The organism is Pseudomonas sp. GW821-FHT02B10, from assembly GCF_059421865.1.
Window position 1 is genome coordinate 80,572 of sequence record NZ_JBWKVU010000005.1, and the last position, 19,449, is coordinate 100,020.

Annotated in this window: 18 protein-coding genes and 4 tRNA genes; 9 read left to right on the forward strand and 13 right to left on the reverse strand. The window is 59.0% G+C overall.

Going from position 1 to position 19,449, the window contains the following annotated elements:
- Nucleotides 1-25: 25 nt before the first annotated feature.
- Both AC07VU_RS13085 and AC07VU_RS13090 read right to left on the reverse strand, forming a co-directional pair.
- A complete protein-coding gene (locus AC07VU_RS13085; protein ID WP_007921621.1) occupies nucleotides 26-1,408 on the reverse strand; it encodes an MFS transporter in 1,383 nt (460 codons plus the stop codon).
- Between the two features lie 70 nt (nucleotides 1,409-1,478).
- On the reverse strand, nucleotides 1,479-2,720 hold the full coding sequence (locus tag AC07VU_RS13090; RefSeq protein ID WP_172963069.1) for a glutamine synthetase family protein: 1,242 nt from the start codon (nucleotides 2,718-2,720) through the stop codon (nucleotides 1,479-1,481).
- 477 nt (nucleotides 2,721-3,197) lie between these two features.
- Between AC07VU_RS13090 and speB the strand changes: the two genes are divergently transcribed.
- Both speB and AC07VU_RS13100 read left to right on the forward strand, forming a co-directional pair.
- On the forward strand, nucleotides 3,198-4,154 hold the full coding sequence (speB, locus tag AC07VU_RS13095) for an agmatinase (RefSeq protein WP_495029996.1): 957 nt from the start codon (nucleotides 3,198-3,200) through the stop codon (nucleotides 4,152-4,154).
- A gap of 50 nt (nucleotides 4,155-4,204) precedes the next feature.
- Entirely contained in the window at nucleotides 4,205-5,134 is a 930-nt protein-coding gene (locus tag AC07VU_RS13100) for a LysR family transcriptional regulator (RefSeq protein ID WP_219735409.1), read from the forward strand.
- Here AC07VU_RS13100 and AC07VU_RS13105 read toward each other — a convergent pair.
- Complete coding sequence (locus tag AC07VU_RS13105; RefSeq protein WP_053262282.1) at nucleotides 5,122-5,814, reverse strand: sensor histidine kinase; 693 nt, start codon at nucleotides 5,812-5,814, stop codon at nucleotides 5,122-5,124. The genes AC07VU_RS13100 and AC07VU_RS13105 overlap by 13 nt on opposite strands.
- Nucleotides 5,811-7,415, reverse strand: a complete 1,605-nt coding sequence (locus AC07VU_RS13110; RefSeq protein ID WP_457274626.1) for a response regulator — start codon at nucleotides 7,413-7,415, stop codon at nucleotides 5,811-5,813. Before AC07VU_RS13110 ends, AC07VU_RS13105 begins: the two co-directional genes overlap by 4 nt.
- A gap of 387 nt (nucleotides 7,416-7,802) precedes the next feature.
- On the opposite strand from AC07VU_RS13110, the gene AC07VU_RS13115 reads away from it, so the two are divergent.
- The 4 genes from AC07VU_RS13115 (at nucleotide 7,803) to AC07VU_RS13130 (ending at nucleotide 11,894) form a co-directional block, all read left to right on the forward strand.
- Entirely contained in the window at nucleotides 7,803-8,735 is a 933-nt protein-coding gene (locus AC07VU_RS13115; RefSeq protein ID WP_277589425.1) for a phytanoyl-CoA dioxygenase family protein, read from the forward strand.
- A 77-nt stretch (nucleotides 8,736-8,812) separates the two neighbouring features.
- Nucleotides 8,813-10,381 (forward strand): glycosyltransferase family 61 protein, encoded by a 1,569-nt coding sequence (locus AC07VU_RS13120; protein WP_338156826.1) that lies wholly within the window; start codon nucleotides 8,813-8,815, stop codon nucleotides 10,379-10,381.
- Entirely contained in the window at nucleotides 10,378-10,776 is a 399-nt protein-coding gene (locus AC07VU_RS13125; RefSeq protein ID WP_007921600.1) for a sugar 3,4-ketoisomerase, read from the forward strand. Before AC07VU_RS13120 ends, AC07VU_RS13125 begins: the two co-directional genes overlap by 4 nt.
- Nucleotides 10,773-11,894: a DegT/DnrJ/EryC1/StrS family aminotransferase gene (locus tag AC07VU_RS13130; RefSeq protein WP_274304359.1), complete on the forward strand. Its 1,122-nt coding sequence runs from the start codon at nucleotides 10,773-10,775 to the stop codon at nucleotides 11,892-11,894. The genes AC07VU_RS13125 and AC07VU_RS13130 overlap by 4 nt, the downstream gene beginning before the upstream one ends.
- 19 nt (nucleotides 11,895-11,913) lie before the next feature.
- Here AC07VU_RS13130 and AC07VU_RS13135 read toward each other — a convergent pair whose 3' ends face one another.
- Entirely contained in the window at nucleotides 11,914-13,092 is a 1,179-nt protein-coding gene (locus AC07VU_RS13135) for an ankyrin repeat domain-containing protein (RefSeq protein ID WP_053262286.1), read from the reverse strand.
- Between the two features lie 98 nt (nucleotides 13,093-13,190).
- A tRNA-Arg gene (locus tag AC07VU_RS13140) sits at nucleotides 13,191-13,267 on the reverse strand.
- Between the two features lie 297 nt (nucleotides 13,268-13,564).
- Between AC07VU_RS13140 and AC07VU_RS13145 the strand changes: the two genes are divergently transcribed.
- Together AC07VU_RS13145 and AC07VU_RS13150 are read left to right on the forward strand one after the other, a co-directional pair.
- Nucleotides 13,565-13,807 (forward strand): hypothetical protein, encoded by a 243-nt coding sequence (locus tag AC07VU_RS13145; protein WP_009045152.1) that lies wholly within the window; start codon nucleotides 13,565-13,567, stop codon nucleotides 13,805-13,807.
- Nucleotides 13,808-13,832: 25 nt separating this feature from the next.
- Nucleotides 13,833-14,012, forward strand: a complete 180-nt coding sequence (locus tag AC07VU_RS13150) for a PA3371 family protein (protein WP_009045153.1) — start codon at nucleotides 13,833-13,835, stop codon at nucleotides 14,010-14,012.
- Here AC07VU_RS13150 and phnN read toward each other — a convergent pair.
- A complete protein-coding gene (gene phnN, locus AC07VU_RS13155; RefSeq protein ID WP_277589428.1) occupies nucleotides 13,987-14,571 on the reverse strand; it encodes a phosphonate metabolism protein/1,5-bisphosphokinase (PRPP-forming) PhnN in 585 nt (194 codons plus the stop codon). The genes AC07VU_RS13150 and phnN overlap by 26 nt on opposite strands.
- Nucleotides 14,572-14,952: 381 nt before the next feature.
- Between phnN and AC07VU_RS13160 the strand changes: the two genes are divergently transcribed.
- A complete protein-coding gene (locus tag AC07VU_RS13160; protein WP_003178899.1) occupies nucleotides 14,953-15,279 on the forward strand; it encodes an Arc family DNA-binding protein in 327 nt (108 codons plus the stop codon).
- Nucleotides 15,280-15,421: 142 nt separating this feature from the next.
- Here AC07VU_RS13160 and mgtE read toward each other — a convergent pair whose 3' ends face one another.
- The 6 genes from mgtE to AC07VU_RS13190 form a co-directional block, all read right to left on the reverse strand.
- Nucleotides 15,422-16,864: a magnesium transporter gene (gene mgtE, locus AC07VU_RS13165; RefSeq protein ID WP_007921578.1), complete on the reverse strand. Its 1,443-nt coding sequence runs from the start codon at nucleotides 16,862-16,864 to the stop codon at nucleotides 15,422-15,424.
- Nucleotides 16,865-17,340: 476 nt separating this feature from the next.
- Nucleotides 17,341-17,417, reverse strand: a tRNA-Arg gene (locus AC07VU_RS13170).
- A 72-nt stretch (nucleotides 17,418-17,489) separates the two neighbouring features.
- Nucleotides 17,490-17,566 (reverse strand) — tRNA-Arg (locus tag AC07VU_RS13175).
- A gap of 107 nt (nucleotides 17,567-17,673) precedes the next feature.
- A tRNA-Ser gene (locus AC07VU_RS13180) sits at nucleotides 17,674-17,764 on the reverse strand.
- Nucleotides 17,765-17,826: 62 nt separating this feature from the next.
- Nucleotides 17,827-18,015: a carbon storage regulator CsrA gene (csrA, locus tag AC07VU_RS13185; RefSeq protein WP_002554426.1), complete on the reverse strand. Its 189-nt coding sequence runs from the start codon at nucleotides 18,013-18,015 to the stop codon at nucleotides 17,827-17,829.
- 185 nt (nucleotides 18,016-18,200) lie between these two features.
- Nucleotides 18,201-19,442, reverse strand: a complete 1,242-nt coding sequence (locus AC07VU_RS13190; RefSeq protein WP_007921569.1) for an aspartate kinase — start codon at nucleotides 19,440-19,442, stop codon at nucleotides 18,201-18,203.
- Nucleotides 19,443-19,449: the final 7 nt, after the last annotated feature.

Here is a 19,449-nt window from a genome sequence, read left to right on the forward strand (position 1 = left end):
TTGCGGGGCTGCCCGTTTTGCGTTTCTAGGGCCTGGCCCCACTGAACTGGTCCGGCCCTGGTTCATCCGGCTTCACTACCGGCTCCTCAGCCTCAACCTCATCCGTGGCCGGCGTCTCGACCGGAGGCTCGGCTTCCGGTGCGCTGGTCTGTTGCATCTGATCTTGCACCACTTGCTCATCGACCCGCGGATCGAGCGCGGCCACCAATGGCGAACTGGACATGCTGTCCGGCATCGCCACGTGATGCAGCGGCGCATCATCGACCTGATGCAGGTTGGTCACGGCTTTCGGCCGGATGCGCCAGACCAGTACCAGGGCAAAGAAACTGAAGAACGCATAGAGCATCTGGCTGCCGAACAACTTCATCAGCACCCCCGCCACCAAAGGCCCCACACTGGCCCCGACGCCATAGGTCACCAGCAGCATCGCGGTCAGCGAGACCCGCCGATCGCCTTCGACATGGTCGTTGGAGAACGCCACCGCCAGCGGGTACAGGCAGAACTGCACCAGCGAACAAAGGAACCCCAGGGCGAACAGCACCTCCAGTGGTACCTGGGGCAGAATCGCCAACGGCAAGGCCACGACTGCCAGGAAGCAGGCAAAGCAGCGAATCAGCAGGGCCCGGTCATAACGGTCGGACAGCCATCCCAATGGCCACTGCACCACCAGCCCGGCAAAAATGCAGCTCCCCATGAACAGGCCGACCTGCTCGGTACTCAAGCCCTGCTGGGAGGCATACAGCGGTGCCAGGCCATAGAACGAACCGACAATCAGCCCCGACCCGAGCACCGTGCTCAGCGACTGCGGAACGCGCTTGATAAAGAAGCGCGGTTCCATGGGCGCCGGATGCAAAGGCGCCGGGTGAATACGCCGGGTCATGGCCACCGGTACCAGGCACAGGGCAAAACACAGGGCCACCAGCATCAGCAACTCAAGCCCGAGGGCCGGATGCATGACCAGAATCAACTGCCCCAGGACCAGCCCCAGATACGAGGCGATCATGTAGCCGCTGAACACCAGCCCGCGCTGCTTGGCATCAGCCTGCTCGTTGAGCCAGCTTTCGATGACCATGTACTGGCACATCATGCCCAGGCCGACGATCATCCGCAGCACCAGCCAGGCCGGCAACCAGTCCACCAGGCCATGCCCCAGCACCGCCGCACCGACGATCCCGGCACAGGTGGCGTAGGCACGGATATGGCCGACCCGGGCAATCAGGCGGTGGCCGATTTTCCCGCCCAGCACCAGGCCGAAATAGTTGGCCGCCATCAAGGCCCCCACCCATAACCCGTCGACATGATCGGCGGCCAGGCGCAACGCCAGGTAGGTACTGAGTAAGCCCGAGCCGATCAACATCATCAGCGAGGCGAAATAAAGCGCTCGAAAGGATTTCCAGATTTGGCGCATCGGCGTTCCGAGCGGCTCCTTGAATTGAGTGTCGGGCCATCTGGACGATAGCCCGACTGCGACGGTTCGGTTAAGCCTGGGCCGCTAAGACGCGCCGCTCCCAGGGAGTTATTTCATCAAAGAAACTGGTCAACTCCATGGTCTTCGAAGCGACATAACCTTCGACGAACTCATTGCCGAACAATTCCTTGGCCAACTGGCTACGTTTCAGACGCTCAAGAGCGGCATGCAAGGTACAAGGCAGAGATAAACTGTCCGGCACGGCAAACTCACCCTGAATCGCCGGCGTCGGTTCCAGCTCGTTTTCGATACCGTGCAAACCTGCCGCCAGGCTCGCGGCGATCGCCAGATACGGGTTGGCATCGGCGCCCGGCAAGCGATTCTCGACCCGCCGCGCCACCGGCGAACTGGCCGGAATGCGCAGGCCTGCCGCCCGATTGTCATGGGACCAGCAGGCGTTGTTCGGTGAGGCGTAAGGATGACACAGGCGCTGGTAGGAATTGACGTTCGGAGCGAACAGCGCAGTGAAATCCGCCATCCCCGCCTGCAGCCCGCCAATGAAGTGGCGGAACATCGCGGTCGGCTCTCCGGCCTCATCACTGAACACGTTACGGCCGCTGGCCGACTCCACCAGGCTCTGGTGAATATGCATCGAACTGCCCGGCGTGTGCGCCAGCGGCTTGGCCATGCACACCACGGTCAGGCCATGCTTGAGCGCCACTTCCTTGAGCAGGTGCTTGAACAGGAATGTCTGATCGGCCAGCAACAGCGGATCACCGTGCAGCAGATTGATCTCGAACTGACTGACGCCCATTTCATGCATGAAGGTATCGCGCGGCAAGCCCAATGCCGCCATGCAGGCATAGACCTCACTGAAAAACGGCCGCAACCCGTTGTTGGAACTGACGCTGAACGCCGAATGCCCATCTTCGCGACGACCGTCCAGGCCAAGGGGCGGCTGGAAGGGTTGGGTCGGATCGGTATTGGGAGCAAACACGAAGAATTCCAGCTCGGTCGCCACCACTGGCGCCAGGCCGCGAGCGGCGTACCGCGCGATGACCTCTTTGAGCTGGCCCCGGGTGGAAAGACGCGAGCTTTCACCGCTCAACTCGTCCGCATCGCAAATCGCCAGCGCACGTGGCTGCGAACTCCAGGGCAGGCGATGAATCTGTTGCGGATCGGCAGTGAGCGCCAGGTCGCCGTCGTCACTGCCGTAAAAACGCGCGGGTGGATAGCCACCCATGATGCATTGCAACAGCACCCCACGGGCCATCTGCAGACGCCGCCCTTCGAGGAAACCCTCGGCGGTCATCACCTTGCCCCGTGGCACGCCGTTCAGATCCGGAGTGACACATTCAATCTCGTCAATGCCCGTCAATCGCTGAGCGAGTGAACTGCGGCCATCGGTTGTCATGACTCAATCCTTGTTGTTGTACGAGCCGAGAACGGCGACCCGTACAAAATAGGCTCCGGCTGTTCGGAATATCAAGCAGGGACACTCGAAATACCCGGATAGACAACCATCATCCGGCATGCCTTCGCAAGGAGCGCTCTCAAGGAACTTGTCACAAAACACAAGCCAGCTTGCCGAGCTGATGATTTATCGACCTGCCACGCCCGCCCTATGATTTTTTCGCCCCGCCAACTCGCTTGGCCGGGCTCGGCTGGTGAGGCATGCGTAAGGCCCCTGCTGACCAACCCGGTCGCCGCGCCGTCCATCGAACCCCATTGACAACGCTTACCCAGGGAGCAGCCACATGCCGCTCCCATTCGCCACAGGAGCTCCACCATGCCCAATGATTTTCCCCAACCCGTGGACGCAGCGCTGGTGCCACGCTTCGCCGGGATTCCGAGCTTCATGCGCCTGCCGGTCTTTGATGACCCGGCCCAGGTGCAGATCGCCCTGGTCGGAGTGCCCTGGGACGGCGGCACCACCAACCGCGCCGGCGCCAGGCATGGCCCGCGAGAAGTGCGCAACCTCTCCAGCCTGATGCGCAAGGTGCACCATGTCAGCCGTATCGCCCCCTATGACCTGGTGCGTATCGGCGATCTCGGCGACGCTCCCGTCAACCCCATCGACCTGCTGGACTCGCTGTCGCGCATAGAAGCCTTTTTCCGCGACTTGCACGAAGCCGGTGCCGTGCCGCTGGCCGTTGGCGGCGACCATCTGGTGACCTTGCCGATCTTTCGCGCCCTGGCCCGCCAGCGCCCAATCGGCATGGTGCATTTCGACGCTCACTCCGATACCAACGACCGCTATTTCGGCAACAATCCCTACACCCACGGCACACCGTTCCGTCGTGCCGTGGAGGAAGGCCTGCTGGACCCGCGACGCACCGTGCAGATCGGTATCCGTGGCTCGGTCTATTCGGCCGATGACGAGGCCTTCGCTGCCGAGGCCGGTATCCGCGTGATCCATATGGAAGAGTTTGCCGAGATCGGCGTCGCCGCCACCCTGGCCGAGGTCCGACGCGTGGTCGGTGATGGCCCGACCTATGTCAGCTTCGATGTCGACGTGCTGGATCCGGCCTTCGCCCCCGGCACCGGTACCCCGGAAATAGGCGGTATGACCACCCTGGAGGCCCAGCAGTTGATCCGTGGCCTGCGCGGCCTGAACCTGATCGGAGCCGATGTGGTGGAAGTGTCGCCGCCCTTCGACGTCGGCGGCGCCACGGCGCTGGTAGGGGCGACCATGATGTTCGAGCTGATGTGCCTGCTGGCCGAATCCATCGCCTCTCGCCGCTGACTCGCAGATCCGCACCGGTGTAGGCTTTGTCCATCCCCTTGCCGCGCCTGATGGAGGCCAATGTGCTGGGCAGCCTATCCGATATCGACCTGCGCATGCTGCGGGTCTTTTGCACCATAGTCGACGCCGGCGGCTTCACCGCGGCCCAGGCCAGGCTCAATACCAGCCTGTCGCGCCTGAGCGTGGTGGTACGCGATCTCGAGGAGCGCCTGGGCTGCTCGCTGTGCCGACGTGGTAGCAGTGGCTTCCAATTGACCGAGGAAGGCCTGGAACTGTTCGATGCTGCGCAGTTGCTGTTTCGCGACATCGAGCGCTTTCGGCAGCAGGCCAACCAACTCGGCGGGCCGGCACGCGACCATCTGCAGATCGGCAATGTCGACAGCATGCTCAGCCTGTCCTATGCGCCATTGCCCCTGGCCATCAACCTGTTCCGCCAGCGCCTGCCGGAAGTCCGCCTGGGCCTGCACATACTGCGTCCCGACGAGCTTGAACAGGCCGTGCTCGACGAGCGCCTGCACCTGGCCATCGGAGCCTTCCACCACCAGCTCTCCGGGCTGCGCTACCAGCCGCTGTTCGAGGAGGAACAAAACCTCTATTGCGCTGCTGGGCACCCGCTGTTTCAACGCAGCGACACTGACCTGACCCTGGAAGAAATATGCAACACACCCTATGTCGGCCGTGGCTACATGGCTGAAAACCAACGCCCCCATGGCCTGTATTTTTTGCAGAGCGCCACCGTCTACACCATGGAAGCGATTGCCACCCTGGTGTTTTCCGACAGCTATCTGGGTTACCTGCCCAGCCACTATGCCGCCAACTGGGTGGCCAGGGGCCAAATGCGCGCCCTGTTACCGCAGCGCCTGGCCTATCGTTCGACCTTTCACTGCATCACCCGTCAGGGCCAGGAGCCGAAAGCCGCCCTGACCTGCTTTCTACAGGCCCTGGAGCAAGCGCAACAGCAGCTGGCTCAGGGCAGGTAGAGACTGAACACACCGCCGCCCAAAGGCCCGCCGTTGCGAATCTCGGTACGTCCGCAGACACCGTTGCGCTGATGCAGCGCGGCAATGCGCCCGGCGAAGTACAACCCCAGGCCGGTGCTGCCGCTGCTGTGATTGATGCCTTGCACGTAATCGGCCTGGTTATCGATCATCGGCTGCGGATAACCCTCGCCATCGTCATTGATGGTCAGCACCGTCTGCCCGCCTTCATCGTGCACGCTGACCAACAACGCATGGCGCGCATAACGAATGGCGTTGTTGATGCAGTTGTCCAGCACCGAGGCGATCAATTCCCGATCGAAGAACCCCAGGGGGGTCAAGGGATCGACTTCATAGGTCGCGGCAATGCCACGACTGGCGAACACATCCTGATGGCTGACCAGTTGCGCCTCGATGAAGTCATCCAGTTCGTGGTAACCCGGCTGCACCGGCAACTGGTTGACCCCCAGTTTGTAGAGCCCCAGCAGTTGCACCAGCATGCCGTTGAGATGGGCAAACTCGAACTCCATCACGCCCTGCTCCGGCGTGCCCTGGTGCGCCTGCGGCAGTGCCGCCAGCCACTGGGCATGGGCCTGCATGAGCAGGGTCAGGGAGTTCTTCATGTCGTGCACGGTAGAGGCGATCACCGTGGAAAAGTCGAGAGCCTGTTCGTGGGTATTCATTCGCCAAACGCCTTGCTTCGCAGCTTCTGATAACGCGGATAACGTGCGTCGGTATCGGGCATCAGGCCGACCATTTTCAGGCAGGTCCGGCACTCATCCAGCAGTGCCGTGTCCTGGGTGATGTCGGTGCCGTGCAATAGCGACTGCGCCATGTTCAGGGCAATACTGATGTTCTTCGGTTGCATGGCCAGGGCCCGACGGAACAGATCCCGGGCTTCGCCCAGCGCGCCGGCCTTGTAGCTGCGTACGCCTTGACGGTTCATGTCCGCCGCGGCGTTGGCGGAGTTGAGGATCGCCGGGTCATCGGTGAGCTTGGCGATGCCTTCCATCACCTTCGGGTCGTCACCGTAGATTTCCGCGCAGTTTTTCAGCATCGACGCACCGGCACCGGCCTGTCCCAGCATCTGCAGTTGCTTGGCTACCAGCAACGCCGCTTCCGGGCTCATGAACTGCTCCATCCCGTCCAGACGCAGCATCGCCTGCTCGGTGAGTTTTTCCGCCGTCTCAGCATCGTTGAGCAACAGGCTGGTGGCCTTCATCAGGCGCGCGCGAATCTGCAGCCCCGGATCGCTGGGGTTTTCCTTGGCCACCGCACTCAGGGTGCTGTTGATTTCCAGGCGTGTGCGGGTATCCAGGCCCCTCTCGCTGCCCTTGCTGATCAACGCATGGGCCAGGCCAAGGTTGCTTTCCGGATCCTTGAAACGCGATTGCGCGCCTTGCGACACCGCCTGGCGATACGCCTTGGATGCGGTCTCGAAGTCTTCGTTGGTCATCGCCAGCTTGCCCAGCAGCGCTTGCCGGCGCACGGCCAGCGGCGACAGGCGCACCGCCTCCTCCAATACACTCTGGGCGCGCCTGGAATCACCCTCGGCGAGCAGCACATCGGCCATGCCATCGTAGAGCGCCGGCATCATCGGGAAGGCCTTCAAGGCCTTTTCATAGACGGCCTTGGCCTGGGTCACCTGGCCACGCTTGAACAGCAGACGCCCCAGGCCGACATAGGCCCACGGCAACGGGCGATCCGCCAGAATGCTCTCGTACAAACGCTCCAGCGCCTCGTTCTGATTCATGTCACGCAAGGCATCGGCCCGGTAGCGCAGGCACAACGGCGCATAACGCGGATCCTGCTTGCACAGGGCGATGCAGGCATTGAGCACCTCAAGCGGCTTGCCGCGATCGAGCGCCTGCAGGATCGGCTTGAGCAACGACTTGCGCTGCTGCAGCCGCTCCAGCCGCTGAGCCAGGCTGGAGCGATTGAAAGGCTTGGTCAGATAGGCGTCCGGCTCGTGCTCGAGGGCGCTGAGCACCATCGACTGGCTGGTCTCGGCGGTGACCATGAGAAACACGCTTTCATGGCTGATCAGCTTGTCGGTCATCAGGTCTTCGAGCACCTGCTGACCATTCTTCTTGCCGTCGCCCAGGTGGTAATCCTGCAGGATGAAGTCATAACGCTTTTGCGCGCACATGCGCAGCGCCTGCTCGCCTGTATCGGCAGTGTCTACGTCCTTGACGCCCAGCTCACGCAGCATGGACCGGACAGAACTGCGGAAATCCGAGAAATCATCGACGATCAAAAAGCTTTTTTGGTGGTACGCCAGCATCGAAGATTCCAGACCCGTAAAAAAGATGAAGCCCGAGGCAACAGCAGGACACGCTCAAGGTCGTCACCCTTGTTGCCCCCGGACAACGATAATGGCCACAGGCCATCAATGCATTCTACATCAACCCACAATGGCGCCCGCCCGCTCTCGCCGGACACTCGGTCCATGGCCCCGCCATTTGACCTGCAACAACATCCATGGGGTTATCGGCCGATTCTGGCGTTCCCTTATAGATAGTTGCCAAAAGCATTCGATATCCTTGCTCGCGCCGCCCGCCAGCTCCGGTTGCGGCAAACTCCATCGGGAATATCAGCCGCGCGGCATCAACTTTAAGCCAGCCACGCCGATACCTTGCAGACAGACAGCAACAGTCAAAACGAGCGCAACATGCAAACCTGTATCCAAAACCTCATCGACCAGGGCGCCCATATCTTCGGCGAGATCCTGGACGCTGACCGCACGCAGGCGCTGTACCGCGAAATGATCGCCGCACGGGCCTTCGGGGCCGGGCTGTTCATGGACGAGGCTGAATACCTGGCCCAGGAAAACCACCTCAACGCCAACCCGAACAAGACCTTCAACTTCCTCAATGGCTTCGAGTCGCAATTGCAGTTCATCGAGCAGGATCCGCGCCTCACTGCGGTCCTCGATGAAGTGCTCGGCGCCGACTATGAGGTAGTGATCAAGAAAGCGGTGTGCGGCGTACCGGATTCGTGGCTGCCGGACTGGGTGCGGGAAAAGATCCGCGATGTGAATGTGGCGAACCTGGGGCCCTATATCAAAAAGCCCTTTCGCGACATCACCTACTTTCGCGGGATCGACTTCCACCAGGACATCATCGACTGGCCCCAGGGCCGGGTGGAACTCGACCCTTCGACCTTCCTGACCCTCTATGTGTACCTGCACGAGGTCACCGAAAACGACTCACCGCTGCACCTGATGCCCGGTACTCACCGTTTTGGCGCCACGTTGTTCCCTCATCAGTTGGAACATCAGGAACACGACCAATGGATCTACGCCGACGATCAGGGGCAGCAGATGACTTGCCAGGATTACCGGCTGACGGGCGGGCCGGGTTACGTCGGACTCTGGCACAACTGCACCTTGCACGGTACGCGGCCGGTGGCCAACGAGTCGGAGCAGTTCCGCCTGTCGCTGCGCTACCTGCTGGGCAAGTCCCGGAGTAACACCGGCAAGACCGCGATTGATACCATCAACGCCGCAATCCAGGGCGAGCTGCAACCGATAAGGACCCGACGCGACCTGAACGCCAAGGGTATCGCCCAGATCAAGGGCAACATCATCAATAACAATGGCTAGCGTCACCGCCTTTACCGGGCGGGCGAACCGCTCGGGTGACGATCTACCACCGGCAGCACCAGCAAGACGAGGTCAATGTGTCGACAGGGTTTGGACAAAAAGCGCGGGTGCTGATATTCGGCACCGGCGCCGGCGGGGTCAACTTCTACAAGTACAACCGCCGCCGCTACCGGGTGATCGGCTTCGTCGATAACAACCAGCAGAAGCAGGGCCAGCGCCTGTTCGGCAAGTTGATCCACGCGCCTCAACAATTGAGTTCGCTGGCTTTCGACAAGATCATCATCGCCAGTGATTACTACCGCGAGATCCATCCGCAGCTCACTGAGAAGCTGGCCATCAACGAGCAAAAAGTCGAAGTGTTCCATGGCGCGCAGATCAGCTCGCAGCTCCCATGGTTCCAGCGTATTGGCAAACGCCTCGAGCAACTGGGCTATGAACGACTGTGCAGAAAGCCGGGACTGATCAGCGACCTGCTGTATCGACTGTTTTTTCGACGCCAGGATACCCGGCGCCTGGCCTTGCGCTGGCTGGATGAAAGCGACGAGCACAAGGTCCATGTGTTTCGCCCGAGCCAACCGGGCACCAGCCAGCCCCCACGGTTCCTCCATCAATCGACACCAGCGATCACCCTGGCGTTACCCGAGATCGCCCTGTATCACTTCCGGCAGGGACAAGTCTGCTCGGTGTCCCGTTCGGTGATACTGCCCGGCGGGCAATTGGTGCTGGAGCGAGTGCCCACGGCAAAATCCTCGCAGGCCGACTATAGTGCCGCGCACCTGCTCTACCACGGCCAGCGCCTGGCCCTGGTCAGGACCGGCAAACCCATCGAGCTGGAAAAAGGCCTGCTGATCAGCGGCTGTAACGAGCAGAACTATTACCACTGGACGGTAGAAGTCTTGTCGCAACTGCAATTCGTGGCCGAACTGCCGCCGCAATATGCGGACTATCCTCTGCTGATCTCCAAGAGCAGCCAGAACATTCCTTCGATCAAGGCCCTGATCGAGGCGATCGGCGTTGGCCGCCCGCTGGTGCTCCTGGACAACATCACCAGCTATCAGGTGGCCGACCTGCTGCTGATCAGTGCTCCGAACAATATGATCCCGAACTTCAAAGGCGCGGCACAGAACAGTGCCAGCAGCGGCTTCGTCCGCCCGGAGTCGATCCATTTCCTGCGGGAAAAGGCGCTGCATCTGGCCCATGACATTCCCATCGGCGAACTCCCAAAACGAGTATTCCTGGCCCGCAAAGGCTTTCTCCGGCACTACAACCAGGCCGAGATCCTCAAGCTGCTGGAACCCTATGGGTTTACCTGCGTGTACATGGAAGAACAGGACATCAACCATCAGGTGGCGATCATGGCCAATGCCGAAGTCATAGTCGGCCCCACCGGCGCAGCCTGGACCAATCTGATTTTCGCCTCGAAAAACGCCCGCGCACTGTGCTGGATGGCCGAGGAGTATGGGCAACTGTCGTGTTTTTCCAACCTGGCGGCGATCGTTGGCGTGGAAATGGACTACATCGCTTACCGGGTGGGCTCGACCGACTCCCGAGAACTGTATTACCGAAATTATCGGGTCGACGCCAAGAGCGTTGAAAACTGGCTGCAACAGCATTTGTCGAAACGGCTCGAAGGGGAGACGCGATGAAGATTCACATTCTGCCGCTGCAGACCCACGGCGATGACCGTGGTTCGCTAATCGCCCTGGAAGAAGGGAAAAACATCCCCTTCCCGGTGAAGCGGGTGTACTACATGTTCAATACCGGTGAAGGGGTTCGCCGCGGCTACCACGCCCATAAGACCCTCAAGCAGGTGGCCATAGCCGTACGCGGCTCGTGCCGCTTCCTGCTGGACGACGGTCGGGAAAAAATCGACATCACCCTGGACAATCCTTGCCAGGGCCTGCTGATCGAATCCTTTATCTGGCGAGAGATGTATGACTTCTCTCCAGACTGTGTGCTGATGGTCCTGGCCGATCAACTCTACGAAGAAGGCGACTATGTTCGAGACTATGCCCAGTTCATGGACATGCTCGGACAATGACTCAAATGATGAATATTCCGTTTCTGGACTTGAAAGGCATCAATCACGAATATGCCGATCAGCTCAAAGCCGCTTGCAGCCGTGTGATCGACTCCGGCTGGTACCTGATGGGGCGTGAGCTTGAGCAATTCGAGGCCGCGTTCGCCGATTACTGCGGCAGCCGGCATGCCATCGGCGTCGCTAACGGCCTGGATGCCCTGACCCTGATCCTGCGCGCCTGGAAAGAGCAAGGCCGGCTGCAGGCCGGTGATGAAGTGATAGTGCAGAGCAACACCTTTATCGCCACCATCTCGGCCATTCTGGAAAACGATCTGGCGCCGATCCTGGTAGATGTCGACCCTGCCACCCACAATCTGGAGATCGAAGCCGTCGAACGGGCCATCTCGGAAAAAACCCGGGTGATCCTGCCGGTGCATCTTTATGGGCAGCTGTCGCCGATGCCGCAGATCATGGCGCTGGCCCACAAGCATGGCCTGCTGGTGCTCGAAGATGCCGCCCAGGCCCATGGCGCCGAGCTGGCCGGACGCAAGGCCGGCAACTGGGGCGATGCCGCGGCGTTCAGCTTCTACCCCGGCAAGAACCTCGGAGCCCTGGGCGACGGCGGAGCCATCACTACCAACGATGCCGAGCTGGCAACCCTGGTCCGGGCGCTGGGCAACTACGGTTCGCGCGTCAAATACCAGCACGATCATCAGGGGGTGAACAGCCGCCTCGATGAAATCCAGGCCGCGATGCTGGGAGTGAAGCTGGCGCATCTGGACAGCGATACCGCCCGTCGACGCAGCATCGCCCGCTACTACGGCGAACACATCCGGCACCCGGGAATCACCCTGCCCTCGGTGACGACTGCGAGCGCCCATGTCTGGCACCTGTATGTCATTACCTGCCCATGGCGCGATCAATTGAAAGCGCATCTAGCCGAGCGTGGCATCCAATGCCTGGTTCACTACCCACTGGCGATCACCGAGCAGCGGGCCTACCGCGATCTGGCCAGGACCTCCCAGGCATCCCGGGCGCCGCTGCATGACTCGATCCTGTCATTGCCGATCTATCCGACATTGGGCCAGGAACAGCAGCAACGCATTGTCACCGCCATCAACCAGTTCACCGCCCACTGATGCGCCTGTTGCGAGGTGCCTAGAAAGCACCTCGCAACTGAGCGAATTGCTCATCAGTCACATAGTCGGCGAGTGCCCGACCGCAATGGTCGGCAGCCTCCAGCCTCGCCCCCTTGCGCAGCAACAACTGAAAGGTTTTACGACAACGCCCGGCGAGGTAGGCATCCTTGGCATACATCAAGGGCGTCGTGCCTTTGTTGTTGGGCCGCTCCGGGTCGGCACCTTGCTGCAACAGCCAGTCAACCACCTCATAGGCACCCGCATAACTGGCGACGATCAGCGGCGTCCAGCCTTGCGGGTTGGCATCGTTGTAACCGGCAATATTGGCCTGCAGTGCCACCACCGCCTCCAGATCGCCTCGTTCACAAGCCTTGAGCATCTCCGGCAACCGATCAAAATTCAGCCGGACGTCATAATCGATGGTGCAGAGCTCGACATAATCGTCAGTTGTGCTGATCAGGGTCCCGGCCTTGAATTGCGAACGCCCAGGCAGAATCGTCGCCGAGACCACCGGTTTCCCATCCCAGCACAAGAATTGATATTCACGAAAGGCGAACGCCCTGATCTGGTTGCGTAGCGCCCAGGCCGTCGACAGCGGATCGATCTTCAACGCCCCATAGTCAATGGCGTCCTTTGAAAAGTAGCTGGATCCCACCGCACTCTGTGGCTGCGCTCTGACGCCATCATCGACCAACCTGGCAAACCACTGCTCCAGCAACTGGCCGGCATGCTGGTTAAAGGCGAAATAGAGATCGCGGCAGGTCCACCAGGACGGGATCGGGAATACCTGTTGCGCGACGATGTCCCCGGTATCGATACCCCGGTCAATGAAATGCAGGGTCACGCCCGCCTCGGCCCTAGACTCCAGCAACGGCCAGACCGAGGTAAACATACCCTTGTATTCAGGCAGCCTTGAGAAGTGAATGTTGAACACACGACTGATGGAGAAGCGCCCAGGCACGACGATCCGGTCGAACTCCAGGGAAATGAACGCGATGGACGCTACTTCATAAGCCGCCTCCAGGCTGATCTCACGCACACCATACTTTTGCGCGGCCGCCCGCAACGAACGTTGCCAACCATCGACGCCCGTATCGTTACGGTTGCAGACCACGGCAATTTCGTCGGACGAAAATTGTCGCAGAGCCCGTTCCAGGCCAAATACCGAAATATTGTTTTTTCCAGCAATGACAATCATGGGTGACTCCACAGCATCGAGAACTGCGTGTACCAAACGTAGCCGTTACCAGGAAATAAAGACGAAAACCACGTTTGGCCTGAAAGCCCGGAAATAGATGGTGTCCCAGGGCAGGTTCGAACTGCCAACCTTCCCCTTAGGAGGGGGATGCTCTATCCAATTGAGCTACTGGGACAAATTGACCACCGCGTGTACTGCCGCGGCGCAAAGGACGGCGTGCATGTTAACGGCCAGCCCTGCTTTTGTCATGTTGTGAGTAGGGCTTTTTAACCGGTGGCGGCCTCTGATCATCAGGCAACTTGCCAGAGCCGCCGTGCAAATTGCATCACTGCAAAAAGCCATCATTGCAGAATGCAATCCACCATCGTCTAAAAATCCTATTAAATCATTGTTTTTAAAGGTTTTATTAGAGGTTAGACTCTTGGCATGAGCGCTGCTTCCTCTCTATGAAAGAACAGTGGAAATCAAGCCCATGAACAGCGCCCTTCTTCTATCGAATGCCATTGCCATCGCCGTACTGGTGGTCTTCCACTTTCAGCCTGATGGCAGCGCGGATCAGAGCCCCCAGTACAGGGCCCACTACGCGCAACACCAGGCCCCGCAATTGGCTGTGATGAGCAGCGCATCGGAGAATCCTGGCATGGCACAGGTCGCCGATGCCCCAGAAGCCGTTGTTCTACCTGCCAATCCAAGACCCGAAAGCTGGGTATTTTGAATATCACCCCATCAGGAGCCTGTTAATGTCCCGACTTGCCAAAGGCCTTCTCATCCTGGCAATACTCAGTGCCACACTGGGTTGCTTCACCACTGAAAATACTCTGGGTGATGCGCCCCTGGTTGCCTGTGGTGTTTTTTCCGGCCTGTTCCTGCTGGCGCTAGTGTTGGGACGTAAAATCAAGTTCGACCCTGTATTGCGCTGATCCCCTGCGACCTCAATAGCTTCAGAAAACGCTCAAGCGTCACGGACAGCTCGCTCGAGTTATCCAGAAAAAACACGGACTCTCCCAGCACAGGCTCGCCCTCAGCGGAAAAAAGAGCGCTTCTCTTGAGTCTCGCCTCGATCTGCGCCGCACTTTCGCGACCGCGGTTCATCAGCCTTTGCCGCAGCACGTCGATGTCCACCGTTAACAGAATCGCCAAAAGATCCGGATAACGCTGGCGAGCCTGATCCAGGTGAGCCCTGGAGCCATTGATCAGGACATGACGCCCACTGGCCAGCCATTCGTCGATCTGCACGGGAATTCCGTAGGCCAGTCCATTGGCCCGCCAGCACAAGGCAAAGGCGCCCTGCCGCTCAAGACGCTCGAACTCGTCAGCACTTACCCCATGGGCCGCCTCCCCCACGGATTCCGCAGAACGGGTGATCACCCGCCGCACCACATCACAGCAGAGTTGCGCCAGAGGACGGCGCGCAGCCTCGATCAGGCTGTCCTTTCCCGATCCGGAAGGCCCCATCAAATAAATTAATCTGCCTGGCATTCGAAGACTCCATGGCACTCGCAGCCTAGTAAATCGGCAATTTGCCACTATCCTGTAGAAGGTAGGAAACAATGATCGGATCCGCATGCATGCCCGTCTGGCGACGCACAAGCGCACCACCATCGGACATCAGGACGCGGGCAGATAGGCGGACCAGGCAATCTTTTCAAACCAGTCCGCATTTCTGATAATTGGTGCTGGCATAACGCCTTTACCCAGTTCAATATTTGTCACAGAATTGACGCCAAGGATCTGGCTATTTTGAGGCATGATGCGGGCCTCTTAACAATTCAGGTTGAACATTTGGCAGCAACGCTTGTCCTAACTGACATCCCGCGGCCAATTCCGAGAACCGCTCCCCTGAACTAACCGGTTAAATATATGCGCCCATTGAAACAGGCAATTTATTCCAGCCGTACGGCTGACAAGTTCGTCGTACGTCTACCCGACGGGATGCGTGAACGCATTGCCGAGGTGGCTCGCAATCATCACCGCAGCATGAACTCCGAAATCATCGCGCGCCTGGAACAGAGTCTTATTCAGGAAGGCGCCTTGGGTGAAGAGTTGAGCATGCGCCTGGACAGCCCAGAACTCTCCTTGCATGAACGCGAACTGCTTCAACGTTTCCGTCAACTTTCCCACCGCCAGCAGAACGCTCTTGTTTCGCTGATCGCCCATGACGCCGAAATGGCCGCAGACGCTTCCTGATTCGACCTCGAAAGCTAGAGCCAGCCTTGTGCTGGCTTTTTTTTGCGCGAAATTTGCTGCTCGAACGCTACAAAAACAGAAGCCTGGATGGCAAGGGGCTGGAGAAAACGATACAGCCCCATTAGAGGGGCCGTATGCGGGATCAAAGCAGGAAGATGGTGGCCAGCCCAAGGAAGATAAAGAAGCCGCCACTGTCGGTCATGGCCGTGATCATGACGCTGGCCCCCATGGCCGGGTCGCGCCCCAGGCGCGCCAGCGTCATCGGAATCAGAACCCCCATCAGCGCCGCCAGCAACAGGTTGAGCGTCATGGCCGCCGTCATCACCACACCCAACGACCAGCTGCCGTAGAGCAGGTAAGCCACCACGCCAATGACTCCGCCCCAGACCAGACCATTGATCAAGGCCACCGCCAGCTCCTTGCGCATCAGACGCGAGGTATTGCCGGTGCTGACCTGGTCCAGCGCCATGGCGCGAACGATCATGGTGATGGTCTGGTTACCCGAGTTGCCGCCAATACCCGCCACGATAGGCATCAGGGCCGCCAGGGCCACCAGCTTTTCGATGGAGCCTTCAAACAGACCGATCACTCGCGAAGCGACAAATGCGGTGATCAGGTTGATTGCCAGCCAGGCCCAGCGGTTGCGCAGGGAACGCCAGACCGAGGCAAAAATATCTTCTTCTTCACGCAGGCCGGCCATGTTGAGGACTTCGGTCTCGCTCTCCTCACGAATCAGGTCGACCATTTCGTCGATGGTCAGACGGCCAATCAATTTGCCGTTCTTGTCGACCACCGGCGCCGAAATCAAGTCGTAGCGCTCGAATGCCTGCGCAGCGTCGTAGGCATCTTCGTCCGGATGGAAACTTACCGGGTCGCTGGCCATGACTTCCGAAACCTGTTTCTCCGGATCATTCACCAGCAACCGCTTGATGGGCAGCACACCTTTGAGCACGCCGTCATAGTCGACGACGAACAGCTTGTCAGTATGGCCTGGCAACTCTTTGAGGCGACGCAGATAACGCAGAACCACTTCAAGGCTGACATCCTCACGGATGGTCACCATCTCGAAGTCCATCAACGCACCGACCTGCTCCTCGTCATACGACAATGCGGAGCGAACGCGCTCGCGCTGCTGGCCGTCCAACGCCTCCATCAGCTCATGGACAACGTCTCGCGGCAGCTCGGGGGCCAGGTCAGCAAGTTCGTCGGCGTCCATCTCCTTGGCAGCAGCCAGGAGCTCATGATCGTCCATGTCGGCGATCAGGGTTTCACGCACGGAATCGGATACTTCGAGCAGGATGTCGCCGTCACGCTCGGCCTTGACCAACTGCCAGACAGTCAGACGCTCGTCGAGCGGCAAGGCTTCAAGGATGTAGGCAACGTCGGCAGAGTGCAGATCGTCGAGCTTGCGTTGGAGCTCGACAAGGTTTTGCCGGTGGACCAGGTTCTCGACCCGATCCTGATGATGACCTTCCTGACGATGAGTCAGGTCTTCGACCACCCGTTGGCGCTGCAGCAGCTCAACGACTTGAGCGAGGCGATCCTGCAGGCTGTCTTGTGTTTTCTTTACTTCTACTTCGGTCATAGGCGAACTCCACTCCCAGCAGAGGAGCACGCCGGAAGGATCAATCAGTCAATTCATGATTGTAAAAACGGGATACTGAGTAACTACTGGGTAAGTCCATGGAGGTATTCCACAAGCCCCGGCGGGGCTGACGGGCGCAATCATACACCGCTTGACGGCTTTAAACGTTAAAAAATCATGGCAAGAACAAGCGCTTGCGGCGCAAAGCTGAAGAAGCGCTGAATCTATAAAGCTGCGACGCACCATCCGAAAAAGAAAACACACCCCAGACGAAAAAACTGCGCCCGGAACTCGCTCCCGTTATCGATTCACAATTGCCGGGAGCCTTCGGAAGGCCACATCAAAAGGACAGGCACACGCTGAATACGACGCCAGAATGGTCGCGACGTTCAAACAGAGGAACCAATAAAGAAGGGAGAAAACCCAAACGGCAGAAAGCAAAAAGCCCGCAATAAATGCGGGCTTTTTGGTATATGTGGTGCACTCGACAGGATTCGAACCTGTGACCGCTCGGTTCGTAGCCGAGTACTCTATCCAGCTGAGCTACGAGTGCAATTTGTGTTTTTAGACCAGACCACAACTGGCTGAAGCCAAGTTATTCACATTACTGCAAACAACTCTTAAATGGTGCACTCGACAGGATTCGAACCTGTGACCGCTCGGTTCGTAGCCGAGTACTCTATCCAGCTGAGCTACGAGTGCATTTGTTGCCGCGCATTATAGGCCGTTAAATCTTTTTGTAAAGCACTTTTTCTAGTAATTTCAACAACTTACAGAAGAAGCCAGATTAAAACGAACTAAGCAAATAATGGCGGAGAACGGGGGATTCGAACCCCCGACACCCTTTTGAGGTGTACTCCCTTAGCAGGGGAGCGCCTTCGGCCACTCGGCCAGCTCTCCGCAACACGGGGCGTATATTAACCAGCTTTCTCCCCGTTTGCAAACAAAAAAAACGATAAAAATTAATGGCTTGGTTCTTCGTCCTTCTCTTTCTTTATCCGCAGGTAAATTTCTTCCCGGTGCACCGCTACCTCTTTAGGGGCGTTGACACCGATACGCACTTGATTTCCTTTGACGCCAAGCACGGTCACGGTGATTTCGCCATCACCAATAATCAGGCTTTCTGCGCACCGACGAGTCAGAATCAGCATACCTTTCTCCTCACGCATTTCATTTCAGGGACAACAGTCTGCAAAAAAAAGGGTATCGACCTACAACCAGGACGGCCGTAGCCCTACACGCCTAAGTATTGACTAGCGCGAGCAAAAGAACAGTTTTCTGTCACGCCGATCAAAAAAACAAAGGGCGCGGTAAACCGCGCCCTTCGGGCAACGCATCACTCGCCCTGTCGGGCCGGAGCGTCCAGTTCGAAAGCCGTGTGCAGAGCGCGCACGGCCAGTTCCAGGTACTTCTCTTCGATCACCACGGAAACCTTGATTTCCGAGGTCGAGATCATCTGGATGTTGATGCTTTCCTTGGCCAGTGCTTCGAACATGCGGCTGGCAACACCCGCGTGGGAACGCATGCCGACGCCAACGATCGAGACCTTGGCGATCTTGGTATCGCCTACCACTTCCCGGGCGCCGATTTCACGGGCAGTGTTTTCCAGCACTTGCTGGGCTGCCAGGTAATCGTTGCGATGCACAGTGAAGGTGAAGTCGGTGGTGTTATCGTGCGAAACGTTCTGCACGATCATGTCGACTTCAATATTCGCGGCACTGATCGGACCGAGAATCTTGAAGGCCACGCCGGGAGTGTCTGGCACGCCACGGATGGTCAGCTTGGCTTCATCGCGGTTAAAAGCGATGCCGGAAATGATCGGCTGTTCCATGGATTCCTCTTCATCAATAGTAATGAGGGTACCCGGACCCTCCTTGAAGCTGTGCAGTACGCGCAGCGGAACGTTGTACTTGCCGGCGAACTCGACCGCACGGATCTGCAGCACCTTGGAACCCAGGCTGGCCATTTCCAGCATTTCTTCGAAGGTGATCTTGTCCAGGCGCTGGGCCACGGATACCACGCGCGGATCGGTGGTGTAGACGCCGTCGACATCGGTGTAGATCTGGCATTCGTCAGCCTTCAGGGCTGCCGCCAGTGCCACGCCGGTGGTGTCCGAACCGCCACGACCGAGGGTAGTGATGTTGCCGTGCTCGTCGACGCCCTGGAAACCTGCGACCACAACCACGCGACCAGCCTTCAGGTCACCGCGAATTTTCTGATCGTCGATCTGCAAAATGCGCGCTTTATTGTGCGCGCTATCGGTCAGAATCCGCACCTGGTTGCCGGTATAGGAGACTGCCGGCACGCCGCGCTTGATCAGCGCCATGGCCAGCAGTGCGATCGTCACCTGCTCACCGGTGGAAACGATCACGTCCAGCTCGCGAGGAACCGGCTGACCGTCGCCGCTGATTTGCTTGGCAAGGTCGATCAGACGGTTGGTTTCGCCGCTCATGGCCGACAGCACAACCACCAGGTCGTCACCGGCTTCGCGGAATTTTTTCACCTTGTCGGCGACCTGCTCGATTCTTTCGACGGAACCGACCGAGGTACCTCCAAATTTCTGTACGATCAAAGCCATTTCTAAG

Excerpts from the sequence above, each read along its gene's own strand:
- AC07VU_RS13090 (WP_172963069.1), bottom strand. The coding sequence starts at position 2,720 with ATGACCGCCGAGGGTTTCCTCGAAGGGCGGCGTCTGCAGATGGCCCGT.
- AC07VU_RS13115 (WP_277589425.1), top strand. The coding sequence starts at position 7,803 with ATGCAAACCTGTATCCAAAACCTCATCGACCAGGGCGCCCATATCTTC.
- AC07VU_RS13150 (WP_009045153.1), top strand. The coding sequence starts at position 13,833 with ATGTCCCGACTTGCCAAAGGCCTTCTCATCCTGGCAATACTCAGTGCC.
- AC07VU_RS13135 (WP_053262286.1), bottom strand. The coding sequence starts at position 13,092 with ATGATTGTCATTGCTGGAAAAAACAATATTTCGGTATTTGGCCTGGAA.
- AC07VU_RS13160 (WP_003178899.1), top strand. The coding sequence starts at position 14,953 with ATGCGCCCATTGAAACAGGCAATTTATTCCAGCCGTACGGCTGACAAG.
- AC07VU_RS13110 (WP_457274626.1), bottom strand. The coding sequence starts at position 7,415 with ATGCTGGCGTACCACCAAAAAAGCTTTTTGATCGTCGATGATTTCTCG.
- phnN (WP_277589428.1), bottom strand. The coding sequence starts at position 14,571 with ATGCCAGGCAGATTAATTTATTTGATGGGGCCTTCCGGATCGGGAAAG.
- AC07VU_RS13145 (WP_009045152.1), top strand. The coding sequence starts at position 13,565 with ATGAACAGCGCCCTTCTTCTATCGAATGCCATTGCCATCGCCGTACTG.
- AC07VU_RS13085 (WP_007921621.1), bottom strand. The coding sequence starts at position 1,408 with ATGCGCCAAATCTGGAAATCCTTTCGAGCGCTTTATTTCGCCTCGCTG.
- mgtE (WP_007921578.1), bottom strand. The coding sequence starts at position 16,864 with ATGACCGAAGTAGAAGTAAAGAAAACACAAGACAGCCTGCAGGATCGC.
- AC07VU_RS13125 (WP_007921600.1), top strand. The coding sequence starts at position 10,378 with ATGAAGATTCACATTCTGCCGCTGCAGACCCACGGCGATGACCGTGGT.
- speB (WP_495029996.1), top strand. The coding sequence starts at position 3,198 with ATGCCCAATGATTTTCCCCAACCCGTGGACGCAGCGCTGGTGCCACGC.
- AC07VU_RS13105 (WP_053262282.1), bottom strand. The coding sequence starts at position 5,814 with ATGAATACCCACGAACAGGCTCTCGACTTTTCCACGGTGATCGCCTCT.
- csrA (WP_002554426.1), bottom strand. The coding sequence starts at position 18,015 with ATGCTGATTCTGACTCGTCGGTGCGCAGAAAGCCTGATTATTGGTGAT.
- AC07VU_RS13130 (WP_274304359.1), top strand. The coding sequence starts at position 10,773 with ATGACTCAAATGATGAATATTCCGTTTCTGGACTTGAAAGGCATCAAT.
- AC07VU_RS13190 (WP_007921569.1), bottom strand. The coding sequence starts at position 19,442 with ATGGCTTTGATCGTACAGAAATTTGGAGGTACCTCGGTCGGTTCCGTC.
- AC07VU_RS13100 (WP_219735409.1), top strand. The coding sequence starts at position 4,205 with ATGGAGGCCAATGTGCTGGGCAGCCTATCCGATATCGACCTGCGCATG.